Origin of the sequence: Victivallis sp., assembly GCF_048170485.1 — a bacterium.
Lineage (GTDB): Bacteria > Verrucomicrobiota > Lentisphaeria > Victivallales > Victivallaceae > Victivallis.
The window spans coordinates 1-22,211 of sequence record NZ_DBEXAY010000085.1 but is presented as its reverse complement, the minus strand read 5'-3'; the positions used below and the strand labels follow the sequence as shown (position 1 = coordinate 22,211).

The following is a 22,211-nucleotide window of genomic DNA, read 5'->3' as shown; positions in this document are numbered from 1 at the left end:
ATCATGAATTTCCATTTGAAAAGTTCTGCCTGACCCGATTGAATCGTTTTCGGCACCGGAGAGATTCGTTCCGGCACTCGCATGCGTCTATCCTCCCGGAGTGCGAATTTTCCAGGAACGAATCCTGCTCATCAGTCATATCACCGGCGATTCGGCTCCTCTGTCTGATCCTCGAATCCGACAACACCGCTCCGGAGTGACGCAGGACCTGCGTCGTACAATTCACTCCCTGTGGCTTTTCAGAAAAAATCTATAACTTTCAGAGTTTTAAACAGTTGGATGTCGTTCCGTTTCCACGGAAACTCTTCCATAAACGTGATGCCCGGCAGTTGCTCTCGCATCAGAAACGGCTCTCGCGCCTGCCCGCTCGTGCACGGAGGGGGCGGAGTGATCCCGCGCCGGCGCGGCCCGGCGGTTTTTCCGCCGACTTCGCCCTGCCGAAACTATTCGAGCATGATATTTTTGAGTTCAAAATTCATCTCCGGCCTGGCGGCTCCGGGAGCCCGCTTGGTCCGGTGGAAGAGGAAGAGCTCGCCGCGCAGAGTCGACAATGCCGCCGAACCGGTGGGCTGGAAATCCTTTCCGAACATCAGACGATACTTGTGCCATTGCCCGTCTCCCCTGACCGTGATTTCGCCGCGGAAACTGCCATGCCAGGTCTGTTCCGGCAATATGAACTGAAGAATTCCACCCTCCCGGCTTCTGATCCAGCAGGAGAGGTAGTGGTAGTCGTCGCTCAACCCCTCCTTTTTGAAGGTAAGCATCAGCGCCGGACAATCCCCCGCGGCGACCGCCGGGAACCGGACCGTCAACACGCGCTGCCCATCGACAACGGAGCGTTTGACCTCCCCCTTGACCCTGGTATTGAGATCCTTCGTACCGGTGACATTCACGAAATGCTTCCCCGTCAGGTTTGCGGTGTGCGAACTTGCCTCCTCCGCGGTTGCGGCGACCAGCACCGGAACCGGCGCTTCGGTCGGGAGCCAGTTGATCGCATCGCCGCGCGCTTCGTCGGAGGAAAGGAAATCAAACGACACGACCGGAACCTGAGGACGCGGATTGTCCCAGGCGGCCACGAAGGTTCCAATTTCTTGATTCCGTGAATTTTTCCGGATGATCCCCATCCTGGCGTCGGGAAGCTGGACGACCGACTGCCAGTCGCCGACATTCCGGGCGGCCTCCACCACATAATCGGTGGTTTTGCCGTCGGCATAGACAATTCGATAGGCGCCCGCAACTCCCTTGCCTCCCCACGCCGCCGTGTGCAGGAAGAAGATTCGCGACACTCTCCTGCCGACCTTGATGCCGCGGATCGCAGCCGGAAAACGGGGCCGCTTCGAACCGCGCACCACCAGACAGGATTTGCCGTTGTTCTTCTCCGGGTCGATGATGTGGAAGGGGATTCCGGCGGCACTCTGCACTCCGAGCGGCATCACCCGGAAATCGTTTTCCCCCTGATCGGTCCAGCCGCCTCTGCCGTCGTTCTCCTCCTCATCTTGGAACGACACGTTGGCATAGGGCGCGAGATCGATCGGCATCAGCGCCGAGCTGGCCGCCACGTAGTCTTCCTCCGCAGCATCAGCCAGCGAAAGCGCCTTGTCCCAATACGCTTCCGCCCCGACGGCATAGTGGAACAGATTGTAAAGCCAGGTCGCCGCGACGCTGTCAACTTTGTAGCAGGCCATCGTCTCAAGCTGTGACAGAATGATCCTCCCCCGGCCGCAGACCGCTTCGACGACCGCATTGCCGACATTGGCGCGCGAAAGCATCGGCCCCTTGACCGCAAGCGCATTGACCGTGTAGGGCACGAAGGTGCCGGTCACAAGGAAACCATGATCCGGATTGTTCCAGGTGTCGAAGCTGGTGTAGTCAAGTCCGGCGAAGAGCGGATGCCCGGGCGTGACGAGGTCGACGAAGGTATTTCCCTCCGCCGAAGGGCTCTGATTTCCGGGCAGCACGCTCCTGCTGTTCTTCTGTTCAAGCACCAGCAAAGTGCCGCCGAGGTGGCGGAGAAAGCGGGCAAGATCTGAAGAGAGAGGCAGTGAAATCTTCTGCTTTTCAACATGTTCCGCAGGAACCACAAGCACGCCCGACTCCTTGAGCTCCCCGGGTGATTTGACGATGGAGTACTTGAGTTTGAAGTTGTCGAGGACCTCCTGAAGCGCCGCGAGATTGCCGGGGGCACCGGTGTCGAGGACGAACACCGGCCGCCTCTGGTCGATTTTCCGCGTCAGAATTGAGCGGCTCTGGAGGTAGAGATCGTAATAGTTTCTGGCGATCTCCCGCCCGTCCGCCGTCAGCGTCAGGCGCAGCTGGCAGTTGCCCGGAGCGAGATCGGCGGGAATCCGCAGCATCGCCCTGCCGGAGTGACGGCTCTGGGCGGCAAGTTCCGCGATATCGACCGAGCCAATCGGCTGGACCTCATGGTCGGTCTTCGCCAGAGCGAACTGCAGTTTCAAATTCCGGAAGGAATCCTTACCGCTGTTGATCACTTCGAGGATCCACGGCGACTCCTCCCCGAGAAAGAGGTTGCGCGGGAAGAGATGGTTGCTGTTGTGCAGCGACGGAAACACCGGCTGCGTCCACAGCGTCGACGCCCGGATGCCGCCGAACCACGGGGCAAAACCGCTATAGTTCGGATCGAGCCGGTAGAGCTCGAAAATACGGCGCCCGTAAAGCGTCTGCGCCCACTCGCCGAACCCGGGACCAACCGCCTTGAAGAGCGGCGCACAGCCGGTGAAACCAACCCCTCTGGGATCCCCCCAGCTGGTCGAATTCGCCATGTATTTCGCGTACTGCCCGACATCGCCGCGCCGGAAGTCCGGGTCGACACGAATGCCCCAGGAAAATCCGACGTTCTCCCAGGCGACCAGCGGCCGGGAGAGTCTCTCCTTTTCTCCGTAAATGCGCAGTTCCCCCTCATACTGCTCGGCCAGCACATCGACCAGCCGGGTCCACGGGCTCGACAGCGAAGTGTAGGTATGTAGATCATGCACATCGGTGTCCAGCCGGGTTTCGCCGTAACTGGCCCAGCCGGCCGCTCCGGAGAAGGTGCTGATCGGGCGTTTCGATTTGTCGAGCCGACGGACGAGCCCGACCTGCAGATCCATCAGGCGCGACACCCGGGGGGAGTTGCGGTGCACCACCTCGTTCCCCATCGACCACATGGTCACCGAAGGATGGTTGTAGCAGGATTCGACAAATTCGGCCACCTCCCGCATATTGTTCTTTTCAAACGCCTCGAAATCGATGTTTGTCGTGAAGCACCAGCCCCACTCGTGAAAGATCATCAGACCGGTTTCATCGGCAATTTCCAGCACTTTCGGCAGAATCGGCATATGCGCGGTCCGGGCGATCACATAGCCGAGGTTGCGCAGATTGAGCAAGGTAGAAAGAATTTTCCTCTCCTCCTCCTCCTCCGAAAGTCCGTAACCGCCGTACTGGATGGAGTTGATGTTCTGCCCGAACAGGTAAATCGGCTCGCCGTTCAGGTAGAACCTGCCGTTTTCGGCAATGAATTCACGATACCCGAAGCGCACCGCCCTGCTGGCGACAACCTTGCCGCTCTCCTTGATATGGAGCGTCAGGTAATGGAGATAGGGGTTGTCGATCGACCATTTTACAGCATCGTTCAACGCAATCGTGACGGTGCCGGTATTGCTTCCCGGCTTGAGTTCGACCGCCTTCCCGGCAAGGGTTCCGACGACCCGGCCGGCATCCTTCCGGACCGCCGGCGAAACGATCGCGTCAAACTCCGCGGAAACCGCCCTGCCGGTGTGATTCAGGACCGTGTAGTCCACTTCGATCCCGCCGGCGGCGAGCCGGGGCGTCACCAGAAGTTTCCGGATCCGGATTTCCGGCTCGAGCGACAGAGCGACATTCTGCCAGATGCCGCCGCGGATGTTGTTGAGCGCCCACTGGGAGCCGTAGACATGCTTGACCTTCTGAATGCCGCCGGAGGTTCCCTGATCGGAAAATACGCGTATGGCCAGTACGTTCCGTCCCGCCCTGGCCGCATCGGTCGCATCGAGTTCGAACGGCGTGAACTCTCCGAGATGGCGCCCGACCTCCCGGCCGTTCAGAAACACGACCGCCTCGCAGCCGATCACGTCGAACTTCAGAATCACCCGGCGATTTCGCAGTTCGGCGGGGGCCAGTTCGAATCCGGTGCGATACCAGCCTTTGACATAGGGCTGTCTCTTGTTCTGCTTCTCGGGATACTTCCGGTACCAGTTGAGCGGAACCGCGATCGTATCCCATCGGGAGTCGTCAAATTCAGGATTCTGATACCCTCTGGCGAAATCCGCATCGGCGGGAAAGGGCTTCGTCGAACTCTCCAGCCCGGAGATCTTCCAGCTGCCGTTCAACGAACGAAGCAGGGGCGCCGCCGCGCCCCGGGAGGCCGGTCCGTTCGGAATTTCACCGACGCCGATGGTTTCGACACGCGTGAACCGCCGCGGTGCCGGGAGGTAGGGCGACACCGTCACCTCCGCGACTGCCGTTGCAACGCACACCAGCAACAGCCCGATTCCGGTCAAAAACTTCAACATGAATCCCTCCAGTTTTAATTTGAATTAATATCTTTTAAATCAGAATTTTACACTTTGTCAAAATCCATTTTTCTGAAATCATTTCCCATACTGCCACCCTTCACTTATATTATGCCATAAAACGGGGAAAAAACCAATGGGACATTGTTCCGGCAGCCTTGAATTTTGTTCAAAAAACAGGATTCCATTCATTCAACGTCCCGGCCGTCCCCTTCGTCTCCGTCCTTCTGCTGCGGCGTTGCGGCGTAACGCTCCGGCCGAAACCGGCCTGCCGTGGCGAACGGCGTCTTTCTGCGGAACGATGGAACAATCCAGTGCAACTCAACGCGGCCGTTTTTCTGTAAAGTTTTCGGAATTTCATTTGCTTTTTTTGCCGTCATATGATACTTTTTTATCATGAAATTCCATTTTGAAACAATTCTGCCCGGCCCGGGCGAGTCATTCGTAACCGAGGAGATGGTCGCTCCGACGCTCGACTGCGTCTACCACATCCACCCGGAATGCGAACTTACCTGGATCGAGTCCGGCTTCGGCAGCCGCTTCATCGGCGATTCGATCGAACCGTTCTCCGCCGGCGACCTCGTCCTCATCGGCGGCTCAGTGCCGCACCACTATCTGACCCTCGAATCCGACAGCACCGGGCCGGAGTGGAGCAGGACCCGCGTCGTCAAATTCGCCCCCGCCTTCTGCGGAAGAACCTTACTCGAACTTCCTGAATTCGAAGCAGTCGCCTGCATGCTTCAGGAGGCGGCACGCGGCCTGCACTTCCCCGAAGAGAGTGCCCGGGAGGCCGTTCCGCTCCTTCAAAAGCTCTTCCGTGAACACGGCGCCCGGCGGCTGCTCACGCTTCTGGAACTGCTCGAACGGCTCTCGCGCCTCCCCCGCCGCCCCCTCTCCGGAACCGTCATCGAACCGGAGGCCGCCCCCGATGAACGGCTCAACCGGGTGCTGCAGCTCATCCACCGCCGCCTCGCCCAGGGGCGGCCGATTCCGCTGGCGGAGGCCGCCGCGGAAGCCTGCCTCACCCCGACCGCCTTCAGCCGCTACTTCCGCCGCGCGACTCGCAAACGCTTCATCGACTACGTGACGGAGCTCAAGCTCAGCCGGGCCGCGGGGGAGCTCGCGCGAAGCGATCGGCCGATCGTCGAAATCGCCTTTGAATCAGGATTTTCCAACCTGTCGAATTTCAACCGGCAGTTCCAGAACAGCCGCAAAATGACCCCGCGCGCCTACCGGAACAGTTTCCGCCGAATCGACCTTCACCATGCCGACTCCTGAACCGACTATGGCAAAAAAGTATCAGAACTCGTCAAGAAATTAAAAGATTTCCCCCCGAAATCCGCTATACTAAAAGCAGAGCATTCACACTGCAACGCGGATGACGGGAGAAAGATCCATGAAACGTTCTGAAATCAACCGGCGAATCGCCGAGGGGATGGCGTTCTTCGAAGCGATGCACTTCAAACTGCCCCCCTATGCCACCTTCACCATCGCCGACTGGGAGCGCGAAGCCGAAGCCGCACGCGAGATCTTCGATCTGAAACTGGGCTGGGATGTCACCGCGTTCGGCGGCGGCGACTTCCTGAAAACCGGCCTCCTGCTCTTCACCCTCCGCAACGGCATCGCCGGTTCGGAGCGTTACCCGAAACCTTACGCCGAAAAGATCATGATGGTCCGCGAAAACCAGGTCACTCCGCGCCATTTTCACTGGCACAAGCGCGAGGACATCATCAACCGCGGCGGCGGCAACCTGGTCATCGAACTCTTTCACGCCGACCCGGCGGAAAACCGGCTCCGCGACGGGAGTTTCCCGGTCAGCGTCAACGGATTCCGCCGGACGCTCGACTCCGGCGACAAGGTGATCCTCCAACCGGGCGACAGCATCTGTCTCGAACCGATCCACGCCCACCGGTTCTACGGCGAACCGGGCAGAGGAAGCGTCCTCGCCGGAGAGGTTTCCATGGTCAATGATGACAGCAACGACAACTGTTTTCTCGATGATGTGATCCGTTTCGACCCGGTCGAAGAGGACGAACCCCCCTTCCCTCTGCCCGCCGCCGACTATGAAACGTTTGTGAAAGGAGCGCGCCATGCGTAACGGCATCCTCGCCGCAGGAAACTGGATTCTCGACAAGGTCAAGACCATCGACCGCTGGCCGGGCGAAGGCAACCTCTGCAACATCGTCGGGGAGACCCGCGCGCCGGGCGGCGGCCCCTGCAACCTCCTCTTCGACCTCGCCGCCATCGATCCGGATCTGCCGCTCTACGCCGCCGGAAGAGTCGGCGACGACGACGACGGCAACTTCCTTCTCAACGAGCTTCGCCGCCGTCATATCGACAGCCGGTGGATGATTCGAAGCCGTTCGGCCGCAACCGCGTACACCGATGTGATGTCCGGCGGAGGGCGGCGGACCTTTTTTCACTGCCGCGGCGCCAATGCGGAGTTCAACCCGGCGGACCTCGACGGCGTCGACCTCCCCGCCCGCTTCTTCTACCTCGGCTATCTGCTGTTGCTGGACGCCCTCGATACGGACGATCCGGAGTACGGCACCGCCGGCAGCCGGCTGCTGGCCCGGATGAGCGAAGCCGGCTGCCGGACCGTCGTCGATTTCGTCTCGGAAGCGCCGGAGAAGTTCCGCCGCATCATTCCCCCGGCCCTGCCCTGGACCGATATCCTGATCATCAATGAGATCGAAGCGTCGCACTGCCTCGGGCGGGAACTGCGCCGCGCCGACGGTTCCCTCGACTGGGCGGGGCTGGTTCCGGCGGCGGAAGGACTTCTCGCGGCCGGGGTCCGCCAGCTGGCGGTGATCCACTTTCCGGAAGGTGCACTGGCGCTGGAACGCGGCGGTACACCGGTCTACGCCCCCTCCTGCCGGATGGAACGCTCCGAGATCGTCGGCTCCACCGGCGCCGGTGACGCGTTCGCCGCCGGGGTGCTCTACGGTCTGCACGAGAATCTCCCCCTGCGTGAAGCGCTCGATCTCGGCTCCGCGTCGAGCCGGTTCAACCTGCTCTCCCCGACGGCCAGCGACGGGGCGGTATCGCTGGCCGTCATGCGCAACTATTTGAAAGAGTGTGAATTCACACCTCTCCCGGAGATATTTCAATGAGTAAAAAAATCTTTCTCGGCATCGGTGCCGGGCCGATTCAGACCGGCATTTTCGTCGCCGGCGCCGCGGCAGGCGGATTTGAGCGGATTGTGCTCGCCGACGTCGATTCTGCCCTGGTGGAGGCTCTGCGCCGCCACCGGAGCATCACCGTCAACACCGCCGGAACCGACAGCGTGCGTGCCGACCGCTATGCGCCGATCGAGGTCTACAACCCGGACCAGGCGGCCGACCGCGCCGCATTGATTGAAATCGCCTCGCAGGCGGAGGTGATCAACACCGCCCTGCCGGCGACCAGATTCTACCGCTTCTGCGCGCCGTGGCTGCGGGAGGGATTCGAACGAAATCCCGCCGCCCGCCGCCTGGTCTACACCTCGGAAAACAGCACGACGGCGGCGGCAGAACTGGCGGAATCTGTCGGCAAACCCTTCCTCTCCACATACTTTCTCGATACGGTCATCGGCAAGATGAGCAAGGTGTTCGAGGCGGCAGCAGGGACTCCCGCGCCGCTGGTGCCGGGATTCCGGCGCGGCCATCTGGTCGAAGCATTCAACACCATCTACACCTCGGATGCTCCGGGTGCGGCGGAGTGCGGCATCGTCGGACTTTATCCCCGCAACAATCTGGTTCCTTTCGAAGAGGCGAAGCTCTACGGCCACAACGCCTCCCATCTGGTGCTGGCGCTGCTGGCCCGGCAGAAGGGCTGCCGGTTCATGTCGGAAACGGCTCAATACCCCGAACTGCTGGAGACGACCCGCCGCGTTCTGGTCGAGGAGTGCGGACTCGCATTGCAGCGGAAATTCGCCGGCTGTGACCCTTTCTTCGAACCGGCCGAGTACACCCGCTGGGCGGAGGAGCTGATCCGGCGCATGGTTTCGCCGCTGTTGAACGACGAGGTCGCCCGGGTGAGCCGCGACCTCGCCCGCAAGCTCGGCTGGCAGGATCGGCTGATCGGCGCCATCCGGCTCTGTATTGACACCGGAATCCCCTGCCCGACGCTGATGCAGATGGCGGCGCTGGCGGCCCGGTTCCGCGCCCTTGACGAACTGCAATCCGAATGGCCGCCCGAAGGAGCGGAGCTCGTGCAGAAACTCGGTCAGGAAGCCTGAACGAGCCGCCCCCCCGCGCCCTCAGCGCCGCGCGATTTCAAAGAAGACCGCGGCACCGTCTTTTGCGGTATCGACGGTGAAGCAGACGCTCTCGCCGTCCACCCATTCCGGCGGAATCGTCTTCAGCCGTCTCCCGGAAAGATCGAGCGGGTAGAGCTTCAGGTCGCCGGTGTGGCGGTTGCGGAGGCGAATCCGGAACTTCCCCGCTTCCAGCAGTGACGGCGTCCAACCCATGCGCTGGATCGTTTTCATCTCCTCCTCGGCAAATTTCATGCCGTTGTTGAGTGCGTTGGTGGCGTAGACGACGACAAGCCGCTCCGCCTCGCGAATCGGCCGGGTCCCATCGACGCTGACCACCGCGAGATTGCCGTTCGTGCTCATCTCCTGAATCTCGAAATCATCCAGTTTCTCCCGGGTTCCGGCGAGGGCGCAGATTCCCTGCAGACGCGGGGTGTTGACCCGCAGGAAACTGCGGCTGTTATCCAGCAGAAGTTCCCCGGTGGAGCTTTCGAACACGCTCTCGCCGTCGCTCCGGTTGGAGGCGGGCAGCAACTTCTTCTGTTTCAAGATCTGGAGCATCTCCCAGGTGGAAGCCCCCGGCAGAACGCCCTGCTGTTTCAGACGGGCGACGGTGGCGGGAGCGGAGTTGTCCAGCGCGACCGCCAGCTGATGCTTCTCCACGGGCCGGAGCAGTTTCCCTTCCGGGCCGGTGATGTCGATTCCGAGGCCGCAGACCAGCGCCAGCAGGCTCTGGCGAGCGTTCATCTGGGTTGTCCAGAGCTTCTGCGTGTAGACATCCTCCGGATTGATCTCCACGCGGACGGCGCTCTCCGCCCGGCTCACGTCCCCCCGCATGAACAGGAAATAGGTGAGGAATTCCGATGCAATTGCAATGGGGTCTGAATAGATCCGGAAGCTGGCCATGTAGGTCGTATCCCGGAAGATCATCGACCGATCCTTGCCCACGGCGATCGGCGCACCGTGCGCGGTCAGGAGGTCAAAATCCTGAAATGCCGCATAGGCTCCGACTTCGAACGCCTGTTCGTAGCGGTAACGGTTCCAGAAGGTGTGATTGTATTCGGAGATCACCATCGGCTTCCCGAACTGGCGCACGGCGGCGAACTCCCGGAGAAGGTTGTTGCTCCGGGCAAGCGAACTCTCCGTGACCAGTGTGGAACCGGCCTGCATCCAGTTGGTCGGATGGGCGAAGTAGTTGTTCAGGACGACATAATCCAAGTCTTTGCGCAACAGGTCATAATGGTGAAATTTATAGTAGTTGTACTGGGAGAACAATCCGCGGTATCCCAGTGACCGGAGGGTGTCGCGGTAGAACCGGGCCATATCCTCCTCCACTTCGCGGAAGAAGAGCATGGCGTCGCGATCCTTCGTGCGGTCCGTGAACGACGGAATCTCGTCAAACGAGCGACAGCGGCTGCCGCGGGCCCGGTTCAACGCCTCAATGGTGCCGTATTTCCGCTTGAGAAACGCCTGCCAGTGCGGCTTGACGAGCGCCGCGTCAATCGGCTGGCGGAAGGTGATCGCCTGTTCGTTGTAACCGAGCGTCAGCGCCAGAACCGGATCTTCCGCCAACCTGCTGCCAGTGTACGGGTTGACATGGGTCAGCAGCGTTTTCACTCCTTCAGCCCAGTTGCGGCGCGCCTCCGGGTCGAAGTAGATTTTCAATTTGATGTGTTCCCTCGCCGGGAGTTCCGCACTGCCCCAGTAGGAGAGTTTGTACGGACGATATCCGATCGGACTGGTCATCAGGTCGAGAAAGATGTAGATGCCGTTCTGTTTGAGTTTGGCCACGGCATAATCAAACAGCTGAAGCTGGTGAGCGTTGAATTCCGCTTCTTTCGTCGAGCCGGCCATCAGGGCCTGGTCGAGAAAATGGAAGCGCACCATATTGTAACCGTTTTTACGGAGCTCCTGCACGGTGTTGTCGATCTCGTAACAGCTTTTCAGGTCGTCAAAGACACAGCTTGCGGTGAAGAACCGTACCGCCGTCTCCGGCTTCTGTTCGAACGCCAGCTTGCCGGAAGCGTTGACAATGACCCGCCCGAATTTCCCCGCGGGGCCCGGCTGATGGAAGCCGGAGAGATCCAGCGCCGACCCCTTTTCCCGGCGATTGAGCTCCTCGCGCGCCACCGGCAGCCAGCGGGGACCGGCCTGTATGGTGACCGGTTTCGGCGGCTCGGGGAACTTGATTTTCCGGTCGCTCAACGTCGCGCCGAGAATCAGCCAGATGGCGTCGGAGGAGCCGGCGCGAAACTCCACCTGCCGGATTTTGCCGAACTCCGGTTTCAGCAGATGACGGGAAACATAGAGCGCATTGCCGCCGTTCGGCGTATTGACCTTCTGCGGAATCGCGTTGGAGCAGTTGTAGACGCTGAACCAGTCCGCCGTGTCGACCTGGTTGACGATCGGAATTTCGACGGTTTTTCTGTTCTCATAACTGACGGATACGGAACCGATCTCGCGTTTCTCTCCCGGCGCCCAGGCCAGCGTGTGAAGCAGATAGAGATAGCGGGGGTTGGCGCACCCGGCCGGAGCGGAAACAACAGCGGATTTCCGGCCGTTCGGAAGGTTGGGCGAGTGCATGGCAAGCACGCATTTTTCCTCCACTTTCACCCGGAAAGGAACGCCGGAGAAGAGCGGTCCCTTCCAGACCAGTTCGCGGAATTTCCGGCCGTCCTGGAGCGGCCCCTGATCGCTCCAGCCGCCCTTGCCGTCTCCGGCCACGTCGTCATTGAGCAGCCGGTCGGCGACGGGAGAGAGATCCAGCGGAACTCCGAGCTGTTCCAGCCGGAGATTCCGGAGATGGAACTTCCCGGCAGTCTCCTGAAGCCCGACGTTCAGGAAGAGTTTTCGCAACTTGCCGTCACAGAAGAAAACCTTCTCCGCCCGGCGCTCCGGGTAGCTGCCGGCCGGAGTCTTCACCCCGGGATATTCCGTCTTGCCGGAGAATTGCAGCATCGCCTGAATTTTCGGCCCCTGCCTCCCCGGCAGAACCTTGTCGGCGGAGAAGGTCGCGCTCAACTTCAGATAGCCGCAACCACTCTCAACCGGGATCTCCCGGCGGATGCCGGAAAAGCCGTTGTTGCGCTGTTTCAGCTCCACAGAGAATCCGCTCTGGTCGAACCGGAGCGAATCCTTCGCGATTTTCCACGGGGTCCAGCCGTCAGCCGAGGTGAAGTCCGTCTCATATATCACCGCCGCATGCAGCAGCAGAGGAGCGGCGGTCAAAAGCAGGAGGATATTTTTCATACAGAAGCAGTTCCTTTCTCTCAATTTTCCCAGTTGATCATGGCGATTCTGCCGACTTCGGTGTCGCGGTTGAAAAAATCCGAAGAGCCGTATGGATTCGTCAGCGACGGAATCCGCTCGCTGCCCACGTGCCAGTCGAGGAACAGCACATTGGCCTGCGAACTGTGCCGCGCGGCAGGAATACCGGCCCCCGCCGCTGGAGAGGTCGAGGGGTCAAACCAGCAGACCCCCAGCTCCAGATTCGGAACGCCGTCGGCCCACTGCCAGGTGTCGGCGATGAGACAGCGTTGCGACAGTTTGGTCAGCATGGTGATCTTCTTGCTGTTCACCACACTGGCGCCCCCCGAGGAGAGCATCTGCTTGTTGACGCCGTAAGCGTTGTTCCACTTCCACTTCGCGTCCTCCCATTTCATCGAGGGGCAGCTGACGATTTTGTAGGGGATGTAACCGTTGGTGCCGTACTTGGTGCTGGTGTCGGTCGAGGACTGTGAGATGCCGATGGAGCCGGTCATGGTGCTGACCCAGTTGTAGTTACCCCATATGTCGCTCGGATGGTTCTGATACGGCGGAAGACGATCCTGGAAGTCGTTGGTATACATCGAGAATCCATAGCCGATCTGCTTGAGGTTGTTCTGGCAGTTTGCCGAACGGGAGCGTTCGCGGGCCTGATTCAGTGCCGGCAGCAGCAGAGCGGCCAGGATGGCGATGATCGCAATCACTACGAGAAGTTCGATTAAGGTAAAATACCGTTTCTCACTTTTCATTTTTTCCTCCTATGATAAAATTCCACTTCGATGCCGGGAAAAACTCAATTTTTTACTAGTTTGAATTGAGTAAAAACCTCAAACTTCCAGTTGTTTTTTAATGTTCGATACACGATATCGAGGAATTTGCGAGCCAAGGCGATATTGGCTTTCGCTCCCCCCCGCCGACTTTTAACCGACTCATGAAATGCATGGAGATACGGGCTGTATCGTTTTGCGATCAGCGCACATTGAACCAATGTAGTCCGTGCAATTTTGCTGCCGTTCTTCGTGATTCGTCCATGACAGACCGTATCATTTGAATTACTTACTCTCGGGACGATTCCGATATAAGCCGCAAGCTGTTTCGAAGAACGGAAGTCATGGATATTGCCGATTGTCGAGAGCAGAGTTGCCGCCCCTTTCGAACCGATTCCTTTAATGGATTTCAGATTCTTGAAGCCGTCCATCTTACTGCCATGATCCTCAATCGTCTTATCCAATTTTTCAATGCTTTGATTCAAGCTGCGAATTTGTTCGACGACCACGAACAGTTCCGTATCGGTGATTGGGTCAAAGTGAAAGCTCAAAGCTTTCCGAAGCCCGGTCTCCGTGGACAACTCCTCCCGCTTCAAAACAATGAAATTGGCGGCCAGCAGATTGTTGACCTTGTTTTTCAAGACGGTACGCAACTGAACCAGCTTTTCCCTGGTCTGCGTCAAACTTGAAATCTTCGCTTGTAAATCGTCTTTCATTCTTACCTCCGGAAGCATATCCTTTTCCAGAAACTCCGCCAATATTTTCGCGTCATGCTTGTCCGTCTTTTTCGTGGACGTGCTGATCACTTTGAACTGTGAGGGATTTACTACGACGAGCCGCCCCACATGAGCTTTCAGGAACCGGCAAAACATAAACGTGTTGCCGGTCGCTTCCACCGCCATGGCCGTATCCTTTCCGAGCAGTGAAGCAAAACCTTTCAGCTCACTGATTTCGCACTTGCCGATTTTCTTCTCTTCGCCGTTTTCCCGGATACAATAGGTGAAGTTGTTCCGGTGCAAATCCACTCCCACAAAACTTGTCATCATCGTCAGCCTCCATTCGTTTTTCACGAATCGAAGCGGAACTGCTGTCACGGCCTCACCATCCTCCTATACAGAGTAGTCGAATTAACATCGCTCTCTACGGTGGCGCTCTGGTTTGCAGATCTGACTAATCTCCTTTCCGGGGTCATCCTCTTCTCGGAGGCGCCTCAAATAAATATTCAGTCTGCAACCTGTCCGCTTCCATACGTGTAAGTTAATCGCCATAAATTACACGCCGCAAGCAGAAACCGCGAACGTCAGCTATTTATCATACCATCTCCTATTTCAGCTGTGAATCACCGGGGGCCGAACTGCGAACCGGATTGAGTGTCATCCTCTTTTCCCATGCAGACCGGAGAGCGATGCCATTCCATCAGGTTTCAGATAAATTATACCTCATTTCCATTGATATTCCAAGAGTAATGATGTATAATATATGGTAAAAATGTCGCATTTTCATGTTTCAGGGGAGGGGGATGAGCAATTACCGCAAAATCGTCTATCGGACAACCCTGCGAACCAGCGTCACGCCGGTGGTCGATGTGCGCTCCTGCGGACACTATGTGGTCGGCAATGAGTGGGAAGATCCCCGGTTTGTCAAACCGTTCCTGCAATTTTTCTGGGGAGTGAAGGGGCGGGGAAACTTTCGGTGCGGAGACCAGAACTGGCAGCTGCCGCCGGACCATGTCTGCTGCTATTTCCCGGGAGATTTCCACGAGATCACTCCCCTGAGTGCCGAGTGGGAATATTACTGGTTTACCTGTGACGGTCCTTACCTTGAGATTCTCCAGGCGGGATTTTCTCTTCAGCGGGAGGCGTGTTATGCAGGAAAATGCCCGGTCGAACTCTTTCTCCAGCTGGAACATGAGTTGCGGGACATCGGTCGGGGAGGGTGCTTCCGTGCCGGGGCGACCGCCTACCGGATTCTTGCCCTGGCCGCTGCCGCGGACACTCTCTCGCTGCATGATCCGGTCAACGCTTTCCGGGAGCTGGTTGCGGAACATTACAGCGACGGTTCGCTCTCCGTCAACGAGATTTGCGGCATTCTCGGCATCCACCGTGCAACCTTGGCGCGGCAGGTTGAGAAACATCTGGGGATGTCCGCCCGGGAGTATATTATCGCCTACCGGCTTCAAAAGGCTCTCAAACTGCTCTGTGAAAGTTCCCGGCCCATCAAGGAGATTGCAGAAGATTGCGGATTCAATGATTACAACTACTTCGGCAAGGTGATCCGGAAACATCTGGGGCGTTCTCCGGCGGAACTCCGTCGCAATTCCGCCGGAGAACTGCTTTTTCTGCCGATGGGTCAGCCAAGTTCCGGCGGGCGGTCGAACTCCAGCTTGAAGACCGGAACTGTTTCCTGAAGCGCATCGGCGTCGAGGTTCCGCAGACGCAGTTCCGCACCGCGGTCGCGGTAGTAGATCAGCGGCTCCAGAGTCCACGCCACGGGTTCGCCGGTGTTCAGCAGCGTCACCCGGGTTGGAGGCTGTTTCAACGGGTGAAGCGAGAGCGCACTGCCGGAAAGGCCGCGCGGGCAGTGGAGGTAAATGGCATTGCCCCGCCGTGTGGCGAGCAGGGCGGGATCTGCCGTCAGCCCCGGAAGCGGCTCGGCAAAGGACTCCCGGACCCGTTTGTACCACGCCCCCACGCCGCGCAGAATCTTCCGCCCCGGCTCCGGAATCACGCCGTCGGCGTCCGGCCCGACGTTTAAAAGGTAGTTGCCGCCGCGCGCCAGATTGGTGTCGATGGCGCGCAGGAAGTAGAGGATGCTGTAGTAGTCTTCATCCCGCCGGAAGCCCCAGCTGTTGAATCCGATCGACTGGCACGCCTCGGTCGGACGCGTGAACGCGACCTCGCCGCGGTTGGCGTTCTCCGGGTCGAAATCCCGTTCCGGCGTCGAATAGTCGCCCGGACCGAATCCGCGGTTGTTGATCACCGCTTCCGGCTGAAGGCGACGGATCAGCTCGTGCACCTCCGGCGCTTCGGCCTGCGGCACATTCATATCCCACCAGATCCCGGCGACGGGACCGTACTGCGTGCAGAGTTCGGTGATCTGCCGCTTGAGGTAGTCGAGGTAGCGGTTCCAGTCGTGCCGGGCGGGATCGGTCCGGATCTCATGATGGCGGCCGAGGTTCGGATAGTTCTCCTGGTGCCAGTCCACCACCGAGTAGTAGAACTCCAGCGGCATCCCGCGCCGGGCGCAGGCCTCCGCCACCTGCCGGACGATGTCCTGCCGGTACGGGGTGTTCCCGACGTGAAAGCCGGTCTCCCGGCTCGGCCACAGGCAGAAACCGTCGTGGTGCTTGGTGGTCAGCACCAGATACTCCATGCCCGCCTCTTCGGCGAGGTCGAGCCATTGCTCCGGGTCGAAACGGCGCGGATGGAATTCGGCGGTCAGCTTCTCATACTCTTCGGCCGGAACGCCGTAGCGCTGCTGCTCCTGTTCGTGGAGCCCGTGAATCGCGTACAGCCCCCAGTGAAGAAATAGTCCCAGCCGCCGCTCGAAAAACCAGTCGCGGCCGTCGTGAAAATGTTGCATATTGTCTCTCAGTTATCGCTGGTGTATACCCTGCCGAAATCGGCGGCACTGCGGAAATTCTGCGCCGTGCCGAAGAGCATCAGCTGGGTCTTTCGTTTCGCCTGATCCGGAAACACTCCGTTCAGCCCGAGGTCGAAGCCGAAACTTTCCGGAACTCGTCGCAGTCCAAACGCCCGCCACGGCAGTGTGAGCCGGACGATGTACCCCTCCCGGGTCGTTTCTCCGGTCACGGCGGCGCCGCGCTGTGCCGCATCCGGCAGCTGCGGACTCCAGAGCGCCGCTCCGACGCCCGGCAGTTCGGGCCGGATCAGCAGCTGATACACTCCCTTGCCGTAATGGGCCTCCCCGAGTCCCTGTTCCGGAGTCCGGAGGTCGAGGAAGAGTTCGAGACTGCTGCCGACCACGCCCGGCCACGGCTCCGGCGCCTTCCGGTTGGTGTCGCGCACCTTGACGGTGAGGTAGAGCGCCCGGGCGTCACAGGAAAGCTGTACTTCGCCGGAGAGTTCCTCCGGCCCGCCCCAGAAGTAGTCCTCCTGCAGTGAGGCGAGTTTCGGCGGCCGGCCGACCACCGCCTGTTCCACCCGGTTCAGCTTGAGCGGCGCCGAAGGCCGGCGGCCGATGTGCACGGAGGGGCGGTTGCGGAGCGAAACCGAATAGCAGAACTCTCCGCCGTCGGGCAGTTCGACCGTGAACGGCAGGTGAAACTCCGGTTCCTGCGTCAGCCGCACCGGCTCGAGCAGAAAGGAGAGGTTGCGCCGCTTCTTCGGGGCAATCCGGAGGGTCGCCGTCGCCGGAACCGACCGGAAGACTCCGTTGGCCGGTGCTTTGATCCGGGCATCCCATTCGCGACTGCCGCGGTTCAGCAGGGTGAAAGTCACCCGGGTTTTCCCGTCCGGCTGGGGAAGAATCTTGACCGCGTCGACCGGCGAGGCTATGAGCCGCATCCCGGCGCGGGCGGCGTGAAGGTAGAGCGGCCGGTCGGTCAGCGGCACGAGGAAGGTGTGAACTCCGGCGCGGGAGCTGACCGGCTTGAGCGAGGAGCGTTCTCCGTACAGCGAGACCGTTTCCAGCTCCGGAACCGGGGCGGCGAGGAGCACCGAACCGGTCGGCCCCTGCGACCAGAGCAGGGCGACTTCGCCGCCGTTCGCCTTGCGGAAGATTCCGCCGTTCACGCCGCCGGAAGCGGCCGGAACCGGAGCCGGGTTGAGCACCACGCCTTCGAACTGAGCGGCCAGCACGCCGATTGCGAGGGTGACGAGGTTCGGAGTACGTTCGCCGTCGGTGGTGGCGGAGATCAGCGAAAACGAAGGGGTGTTCTGCTCCCACTTCGCCGGATCGGCAGGCCATTTCGGATTCCAGCCGAAGAAGACGAACGCCTCGACGCCGGCGAGGAAGTTGATCGCCGCGTTTTTGACGATCGACATCGAAGACTGATATTCGTCGTTGACCCGGCCGGGCCAGGCGTTTTTCGAGACGAAGCCGGTGGCGCGGGCGGCGACCTTCTCCGCGACAACTTCCGGCGGAATCGGCTGCTCCGCCTCGTAGCGGAACGCGGTCAGCACGCCGGTTTCGGAGTTGAAGAAACGCCGGTATTGCGCGGCGGTTTCCCGGGCTTCGCGGAGCATGGCGGGCAGTCCCGCCTTGTCCGGCTGTTCGGGGGTGGTGTAGGTGTGCCAGCTGATCGCGTCGAGCGCCGGATATCCGCCGAGGGCCAGCACCTGTTTCATCCACGGCACGAAGGTGCTGGTGCCGCTGATGCCGAAGATCACGTTGGCGCGGTCGATCGGCTTGAGCACGGCGGAAACGGTTTTGCAGATTGCGGCGTAATCGCCCGGCTTATCCGGCATGTGGCTGGAGGCATTCGGCTCGTTCTCCACCTCCCACCGGCGGATCTTTCCTTTGTACCGTTCTCCTGCGGCGCGCACGAATTCCGCGTAGCGGTCGAGCTTCGGGAAGCCGCCGCTCCACCCCCAGGCGAGTTTGCGCATCTTCGAGTAGGGGCGCGCCCGCTGCCAGTCGGAGAGCGGCGTGCTCTGCAGACAGACGTACATCTCCCGCCCGGAAGCGAGCTCCCAGTCGAGCTTTTCGTTCCAGTTCCATTCGGCGGGGGGCGTATCGGGGTCGAGTCCGTAATCGCCGTGGAAGTCCTTCAACCACGCCGGACCGACGACGTAGCCCCAGCGCAGGTATTTGTGGGCAAAGCGCAGCGGCAGGGCGTCCGGCCAGAAGCCGAAGACGTTCACGTCGCAGTCATGCAGGCCGAACAGGCCGGGGCCGGGTTTTTCGCCGCGCGGTTCGACGTGGAGGAAATGGCGGCGGAACTGTTTCCCCGTGTCCGTGCCGGTGACCTTCAGCTCCAGATGGTAGAGATCGGTTGCGAGCGGGAAGGGGAACCGGACTGCTTCGATCTTCTCTTCGCCCGGAGCGAGGGTGATCTGCTGTTTCCAGCGCTGATCGAGTTTGCGCTGTTCGCTTTTGATTGCGTAGTCCAGCTGGAGCGTCCGGGCGCTGCCGGTGGAGTTGACCAGCTGGAGCGTCGGGCAGTCGCGCTTCTTCGGGTCGGTCGAGACGGCGAAGCTGTCGAACCCGTGCAGAGAAGCGGAGACGCCGCCGGAATTTTTCGCCGGATTGACCCGGGCGGCGTAGTCCTTCTCCCAGTCGAGCATCAGCTCCGCTCCGCCGGAGCGGTAGCGGAGTTCATCGGTCATCGCGGCGTAGACGGTCAGGCGAACCGGCCGGAATCCGGCCGGCAACGGCAGGGCGATGCTTTTCCCACTGCCGTGAAACAGCGCTTCGCCGGGACGCAGTGCAAGTTGATACCGCTGCCATTTGCCGATCTCCGGCCGTTCGGAGGAGGTGACTTTCCGCCCGTTGCCGCGCAGGGAAACGGTGCGGCCGGCGCTCGCCGGCTCCACCCGGAGCTCGATGCTGCTGCCGTCGGCACCGGTGAGGACGAGGACGGATTTCTCCCGGCGGCGGGGCAGGTCGCGCAGAAAAAACTCCAGCTCGCCGGATTCCGCCGCCTGAAAGTGCGGCCGCAGCTCGTAGGTGAACCGGACCCCTTCAAAGTCGACCGCATTGCCCCGGGCTCCGCCCGGAACGGGCGCGATGACCGGCACGCGCAGGTTGCTCCCTCCGGCGGCGGGGTAGAGGGTGACCGCCGCGAGCGGCAGTGTGCAGAACGCCAGCAGGCCGCTCCAGACCATGGGGAATCTCATGACCGCCTCCTATTCGGTTACGATGATCAGCGTGGGGGCGAACTGTTTGCCGTTCGCTTCGGCGAAATCGGCGGTGCGCCAGCGCCAGCCGCTCCCGGCGGCGGCGTTCGCGGCGGCTTCGAGACGGAAGCCGATCCACGCGGATTTCGCCCGGCTCGCCTCCTGCACGGCGCGGGTGACGTCGATGGAGACCGCTTTCCGGACATTTTCAACCGGCTTGCCGGGCAGGGCGGTGGAGAGTTTCGTGCCGTTGTCGTCGACCAGTTCGATCTTGCCGTCCGCTTCGGGGGCGAGGTAGTAGTAGAGGTCGGTTTCCGGACCGGAGGCGCCGGCCCTTTCCGGATGGCAGCCGAATTTTCCGTTGAGACAGAGTTTGAGGGTCGCCTTTTTCACCGGTTTTTCCAGCGCCGGAAGCGGAAATTCGAACACCGCCTTGCGGTTCTGCTTCCAGAGTTTGCCGGAAATCGCTTCGCGGGCTTCTCCGTCGGTCTTTACCGCGGTCGCTTTGTCGACGATGCCGTCGTTGTCGGTGTCGATCAGACAGCCGTCGGTTTCCGGTGCGGTCCGGGTGGTCAGCGTCGCCGCGGCGAGCGGGAGTGTGCCGAGAATCGATACGGTCAACAGCGTGAAGATTTTTTTCTGCATGATGAAGGACTCCTTATTGCATGGTGGTAAGATGCCAGTATTTGTATTGCGCGCGGTCGTCGACCTGATTGGTAATGACCTGCCACAACGAGGAGCCGACGTGGAAATCCGCGTACAGAATGTTGGTCTGATTGTCATGCCTGCCGCTGGGATAGGCTTTGGACCAGGCGGGGCTGGCGATCTCGCCGGCGTCGAGTTCGCGGCCGTCCACGGCGTAAATCTTCTGCGCGGGCGCCTTGATTCTGGTCACTTTTTTAGCAAGAGAAGTTTTGCCGGTTTCCGAGTTGGCGAAATAGAGGTAGTTGACGCCGTACATGCCCCAGAAGTGGGAGCCGCCCTTCAGCGTTCGATAGGTTTCGTTGTCCATTTCCCGGACCGGACAGCGGGCGGTTACATTGCGGTCGTTGCTGAACGCGGAGTAGGTGGCGTCCTTGTCCCCCTTGTATTGGTAGAGGCGGCAGAGCCGCGACGACCAGAAGGTGCCGGCTTCGTCCTGCGCATAGGCCGGATAGTACCCGTTGTACTCATCAAGATAGAAGTTCAGGTAGGTGCCAAGCTGTTTCAAATTGTTGGCACAGGTGGACTTTCGGGCGGAATTGCGGGCCTTGTTCAGCGCCGGAAGCAACATCGCCGCCAGGATGGCGATGATCGCTATAACAATTAGCAACTCAATAAGCGTGAATTTTCCTCGGCGACCGGCTTGAAAGGGGTTCCATCTGTACTGCATGTGCCATCCTCCCGTAAATCATGGTTTCTGGTTGCATTGGGATGCGTTGAAATCTCATCGTTATCACTGTTTCCGGAATCATTTCCGTTCGTTCGCGAATTTCAGGGTTCCCCGCACGATCTGCCGGGAATCAATTCCGCCGTCAGCTTCGGAATCACGACGTGGCCGGAGGCTCCCGCGGACAGCGCTTTTGTGAGCGTGTCGAGGCAGAGGGATACCATCCGGGCCGGATCCACCTCGAGAATGCTCAACGGTACCGGCGAGGCGAATTCACAGCCGTGGTTCATGTGGGTGAGAAGCGCGATGTCGCGCGGAATTTTCAGCCCAAGTTCCATCAGCGCCAGCAGAAGACCGCGGCAGACCACATCGTGGTTGACCAGCACGGCATCCGGGCGGCGGGTGCGATCGGCGAAGAGCGCTTTCCCCATCTCGTAGCCGTCGGTGTCGGTCTGACCCCAGCGGACCACTTCGACGTCGGCGCCGGAACCGGCCGCGGCCTCGGCGGCTCCCTGCTGTTCGTCGTGGAAGAATGCGCGGAAGTCCTCATATTCCAACACCTTCGGCAGCATGGAGACGACGAGGATTTTCCGGTATCCGCGTTCGATCAGGTACTGCACCCCTTTTTTCACGGTGCCGCGCTGGTCGAGACCGACCGGCTCCAGCCAGGTGAGTTCGGGGTGATCGTCGAGGAAGCGGGTGAGCCGCGGGGAGCGGTTGCTGGCGATGACGGCTTTGATTTCACCGCGGGCGAGATCCTGTTCGAGATCGAAGAGCGCGCGACTGCCGGACTGGAAGTCGAAATAGACCTTGAGATTGAGGTCGCGTTCCGGCGTCTGCTGCTGGAATTGGTCCAGCAGCTGGGAGTAGAGCAGGCTCTGATGCAGGAAGGGATTCTTGCCGAAGGCGAGGCCGATCACATTGACCCGCTCGCGGGAGCGGACGAAGGTGCCGCGCCGGGGCATTCGTTCGATCAGCTGGCGCTGAACCAGATGCTGAAGACTTTTGTGGATCGTGACCGGCGTGACGTGGTAGATTTCCGCGAGTTCCAGCGTGGAGGGCAGCCGGGCGCCGTCGGGCAGTTCCCCGGAAATGATCCGCCGTGCCAGATGGTCGGCGATCTGGATCTGCAGCGGGCGGCTGGTGACGGCTTCAAACGCGGTCATACCACGGTTTCCTTTTCTGATATACCATTATCATATCAAGTATAATAATAGTATACCA

At 60.3% G+C, this 22,211-nt stretch carries 14 protein-coding genes; 5 read left to right on the top strand and 9 right to left on the bottom strand.

Annotated features, from left to right (window positions below; all coding sequences use genetic code 11):
- Positions 1–443: 443 nt before the first annotated feature.
- Positions 444–4,550, bottom strand: a complete 4,107-nt coding sequence (locus ACMLHG_RS04625; RefSeq protein ID WP_417169712.1) for a glycoside hydrolase family 2 protein — start codon at positions 4,548–4,550, stop codon at positions 444–446.
- Positions 4,551–4,946: 396 nt separating this feature from the next.
- Between ACMLHG_RS04625 and ACMLHG_RS04620 the strand changes: the two genes are divergently transcribed.
- The 4 genes from ACMLHG_RS04620 (at position 4,947) to ACMLHG_RS04605 (ending at position 8,769) form a co-directional block, all read left to right on the top strand.
- The gene (locus tag ACMLHG_RS04620) at positions 4,947–5,828 is read left to right on the top strand and encodes a helix-turn-helix domain-containing protein (protein ID WP_417169711.1); all 882 of its coding nucleotides are present in this window, start codon (positions 4,947–4,949) and stop codon (positions 5,826–5,828) included.
- 118 nt (positions 5,829–5,946) lie between these two features.
- Complete coding sequence (locus ACMLHG_RS04615; RefSeq protein WP_417169710.1) at positions 5,947–6,648, top strand: D-lyxose/D-mannose family sugar isomerase; 702 nt, start codon at positions 5,947–5,949, stop codon at positions 6,646–6,648.
- On the top strand, positions 6,641–7,663 hold the full coding sequence (locus ACMLHG_RS04610; protein ID WP_417169709.1) for a carbohydrate kinase family protein: 1,023 nt from the start codon (positions 6,641–6,643) through the stop codon (positions 7,661–7,663). The genes ACMLHG_RS04615 and ACMLHG_RS04610 overlap by 8 nt, the downstream gene beginning before the upstream one ends.
- Entirely contained in the window at positions 7,660–8,769 is a 1,110-nt protein-coding gene (locus ACMLHG_RS04605; RefSeq protein WP_417169708.1) for a hypothetical protein, read from the top strand. The genes ACMLHG_RS04610 and ACMLHG_RS04605 overlap by 4 nt, the downstream gene beginning before the upstream one ends.
- A 21-nt stretch (positions 8,770–8,790) precedes the next feature.
- On the opposite strand, the gene ACMLHG_RS04600 is transcribed toward ACMLHG_RS04605, so the two are convergent.
- From ACMLHG_RS04600 to ACMLHG_RS04590, 3 genes are read right to left on the bottom strand one after another with little or no spacing between them, the layout of a single operon-like run.
- A complete protein-coding gene (locus ACMLHG_RS04600) occupies positions 8,791–12,036 on the bottom strand; it encodes a beta-galactosidase (RefSeq protein ID WP_417169707.1) in 3,246 nt (1,081 codons plus the stop codon).
- A gap of 20 nt (positions 12,037–12,056) precedes the next feature.
- Complete coding sequence (locus ACMLHG_RS04595; RefSeq protein WP_295806953.1) at positions 12,057–12,800, bottom strand: DUF1559 domain-containing protein; 744 nt, start codon at positions 12,798–12,800, stop codon at positions 12,057–12,059.
- 44 nt (positions 12,801–12,844) lie between these two features.
- Entirely contained in the window at positions 12,845–13,861 is a 1,017-nt protein-coding gene (locus ACMLHG_RS04590) for an IS110 family transposase (protein WP_417169713.1), read from the bottom strand.
- 476 nt (positions 13,862–14,337) lie between these two features.
- Here ACMLHG_RS04590 and ACMLHG_RS04585 point away from each other — a divergent pair, with 476 nt between their 5' ends.
- Positions 14,338–15,225, top strand: coding sequence for a helix-turn-helix domain-containing protein (locus ACMLHG_RS04585; protein WP_295806869.1), 888 nt, complete (start codon positions 14,338–14,340; stop codon positions 15,223–15,225).
- On the opposite strand, the gene ACMLHG_RS04580 is transcribed toward ACMLHG_RS04585, so the two are convergent.
- The 5 genes from ACMLHG_RS04580 to ACMLHG_RS04560 all read right to left on the bottom strand — a co-directional run bounded on the left by ACMLHG_RS04580 (position 15,168) and on the right by ACMLHG_RS04560 (position 22,153).
- The gene (locus ACMLHG_RS04580) at positions 15,168–16,400 is read right to left on the bottom strand and encodes an alpha-L-fucosidase (RefSeq protein ID WP_417169706.1); all 1,233 of its coding nucleotides are present in this window, start codon (positions 16,398–16,400) and stop codon (positions 15,168–15,170) included. The two genes, ACMLHG_RS04585 and ACMLHG_RS04580, sit on opposite strands and share 58 nt — an antisense overlap.
- Positions 16,401–16,408: 8 nt before the next feature.
- Positions 16,409–19,618 carry a sugar-binding protein gene (locus ACMLHG_RS04575; protein ID WP_417169705.1) on the bottom strand — a complete coding sequence of 1,070 codons (3,210 nt, stop codon included), beginning with the start codon at positions 19,616–19,618 and terminating at the stop codon, positions 16,409–16,411.
- A gap of 9 nt (positions 19,619–19,627) precedes the next feature.
- Positions 19,628–20,263 (bottom strand): hypothetical protein, encoded by a 636-nt coding sequence (locus ACMLHG_RS04570; RefSeq protein WP_417169704.1) that lies wholly within the window; start codon positions 20,261–20,263, stop codon positions 19,628–19,630.
- Positions 20,264–20,276: 13 nt separating this feature from the next.
- Positions 20,277–20,990: a DUF1559 domain-containing protein gene (locus tag ACMLHG_RS04565; RefSeq protein WP_294434051.1), complete on the bottom strand. Its 714-nt coding sequence runs from the start codon at positions 20,988–20,990 to the stop codon at positions 20,277–20,279.
- A 101-nt stretch (positions 20,991–21,091) separates the two neighbouring features.
- Complete coding sequence (locus ACMLHG_RS04560) at positions 21,092–22,153, bottom strand: substrate-binding domain-containing protein (RefSeq protein WP_295806855.1); 1,062 nt, start codon at positions 22,151–22,153, stop codon at positions 21,092–21,094.
- Between the last annotated feature and the right edge of the window lie 58 nt (positions 22,154–22,211).

Excerpts from the sequence above, each read along its gene's own strand:
- ACMLHG_RS04625 (WP_417169712.1), bottom strand. The coding sequence starts at position 4,550 with ATGTTGAAGTTTTTGACCGGAATCGGGCTGTTGCTGGTGTGCGTTGCA.
- ACMLHG_RS04620 (WP_417169711.1), top strand. The coding sequence starts at position 4,947 with ATGAAATTCCATTTTGAAACAATTCTGCCCGGCCCGGGCGAGTCATTC.
- ACMLHG_RS04615 (WP_417169710.1), top strand. The coding sequence starts at position 5,947 with ATGAAACGTTCTGAAATCAACCGGCGAATCGCCGAGGGGATGGCGTTC.
- ACMLHG_RS04610 (WP_417169709.1), top strand. The coding sequence starts at position 6,641 with ATGCGTAACGGCATCCTCGCCGCAGGAAACTGGATTCTCGACAAGGTC.
- ACMLHG_RS04605 (WP_417169708.1), top strand. The coding sequence starts at position 7,660 with ATGAGTAAAAAAATCTTTCTCGGCATCGGTGCCGGGCCGATTCAGACC.
- ACMLHG_RS04600 (WP_417169707.1), bottom strand. The coding sequence starts at position 12,036 with ATGAAAAATATCCTCCTGCTTTTGACCGCCGCTCCTCTGCTGCTGCAT.
- ACMLHG_RS04595 (WP_295806953.1), bottom strand. The coding sequence starts at position 12,800 with ATGAAAAGTGAGAAACGGTATTTTACCTTAATCGAACTTCTCGTAGTG.
- ACMLHG_RS04590 (WP_417169713.1), bottom strand. The coding sequence starts at position 13,861 with ATGACAAGTTTTGTGGGAGTGGATTTGCACCGGAACAACTTCACCTAT.
- ACMLHG_RS04585 (WP_295806869.1), top strand. The coding sequence starts at position 14,338 with ATGAGCAATTACCGCAAAATCGTCTATCGGACAACCCTGCGAACCAGC.
- ACMLHG_RS04580 (WP_417169706.1), bottom strand. The coding sequence starts at position 16,400 with ATGCAACATTTTCACGACGGCCGCGACTGGTTTTTCGAGCGGCGGCTG.
- ACMLHG_RS04575 (WP_417169705.1), bottom strand. The coding sequence starts at position 19,618 with ATGAGATTCCCCATGGTCTGGAGCGGCCTGCTGGCGTTCTGCACACTG.
- ACMLHG_RS04570 (WP_417169704.1), bottom strand. The coding sequence starts at position 20,263 with ATGCAGAAAAAAATCTTCACGCTGTTGACCGTATCGATTCTCGGCACA.
- ACMLHG_RS04565 (WP_294434051.1), bottom strand. The coding sequence starts at position 20,990 with ATGCAGTACAGATGGAACCCCTTTCAAGCCGGTCGCCGAGGAAAATTC.
- ACMLHG_RS04560 (WP_295806855.1), bottom strand. The coding sequence starts at position 22,153 with ATGACCGCGTTTGAAGCCGTCACCAGCCGCCCGCTGCAGATCCAGATC.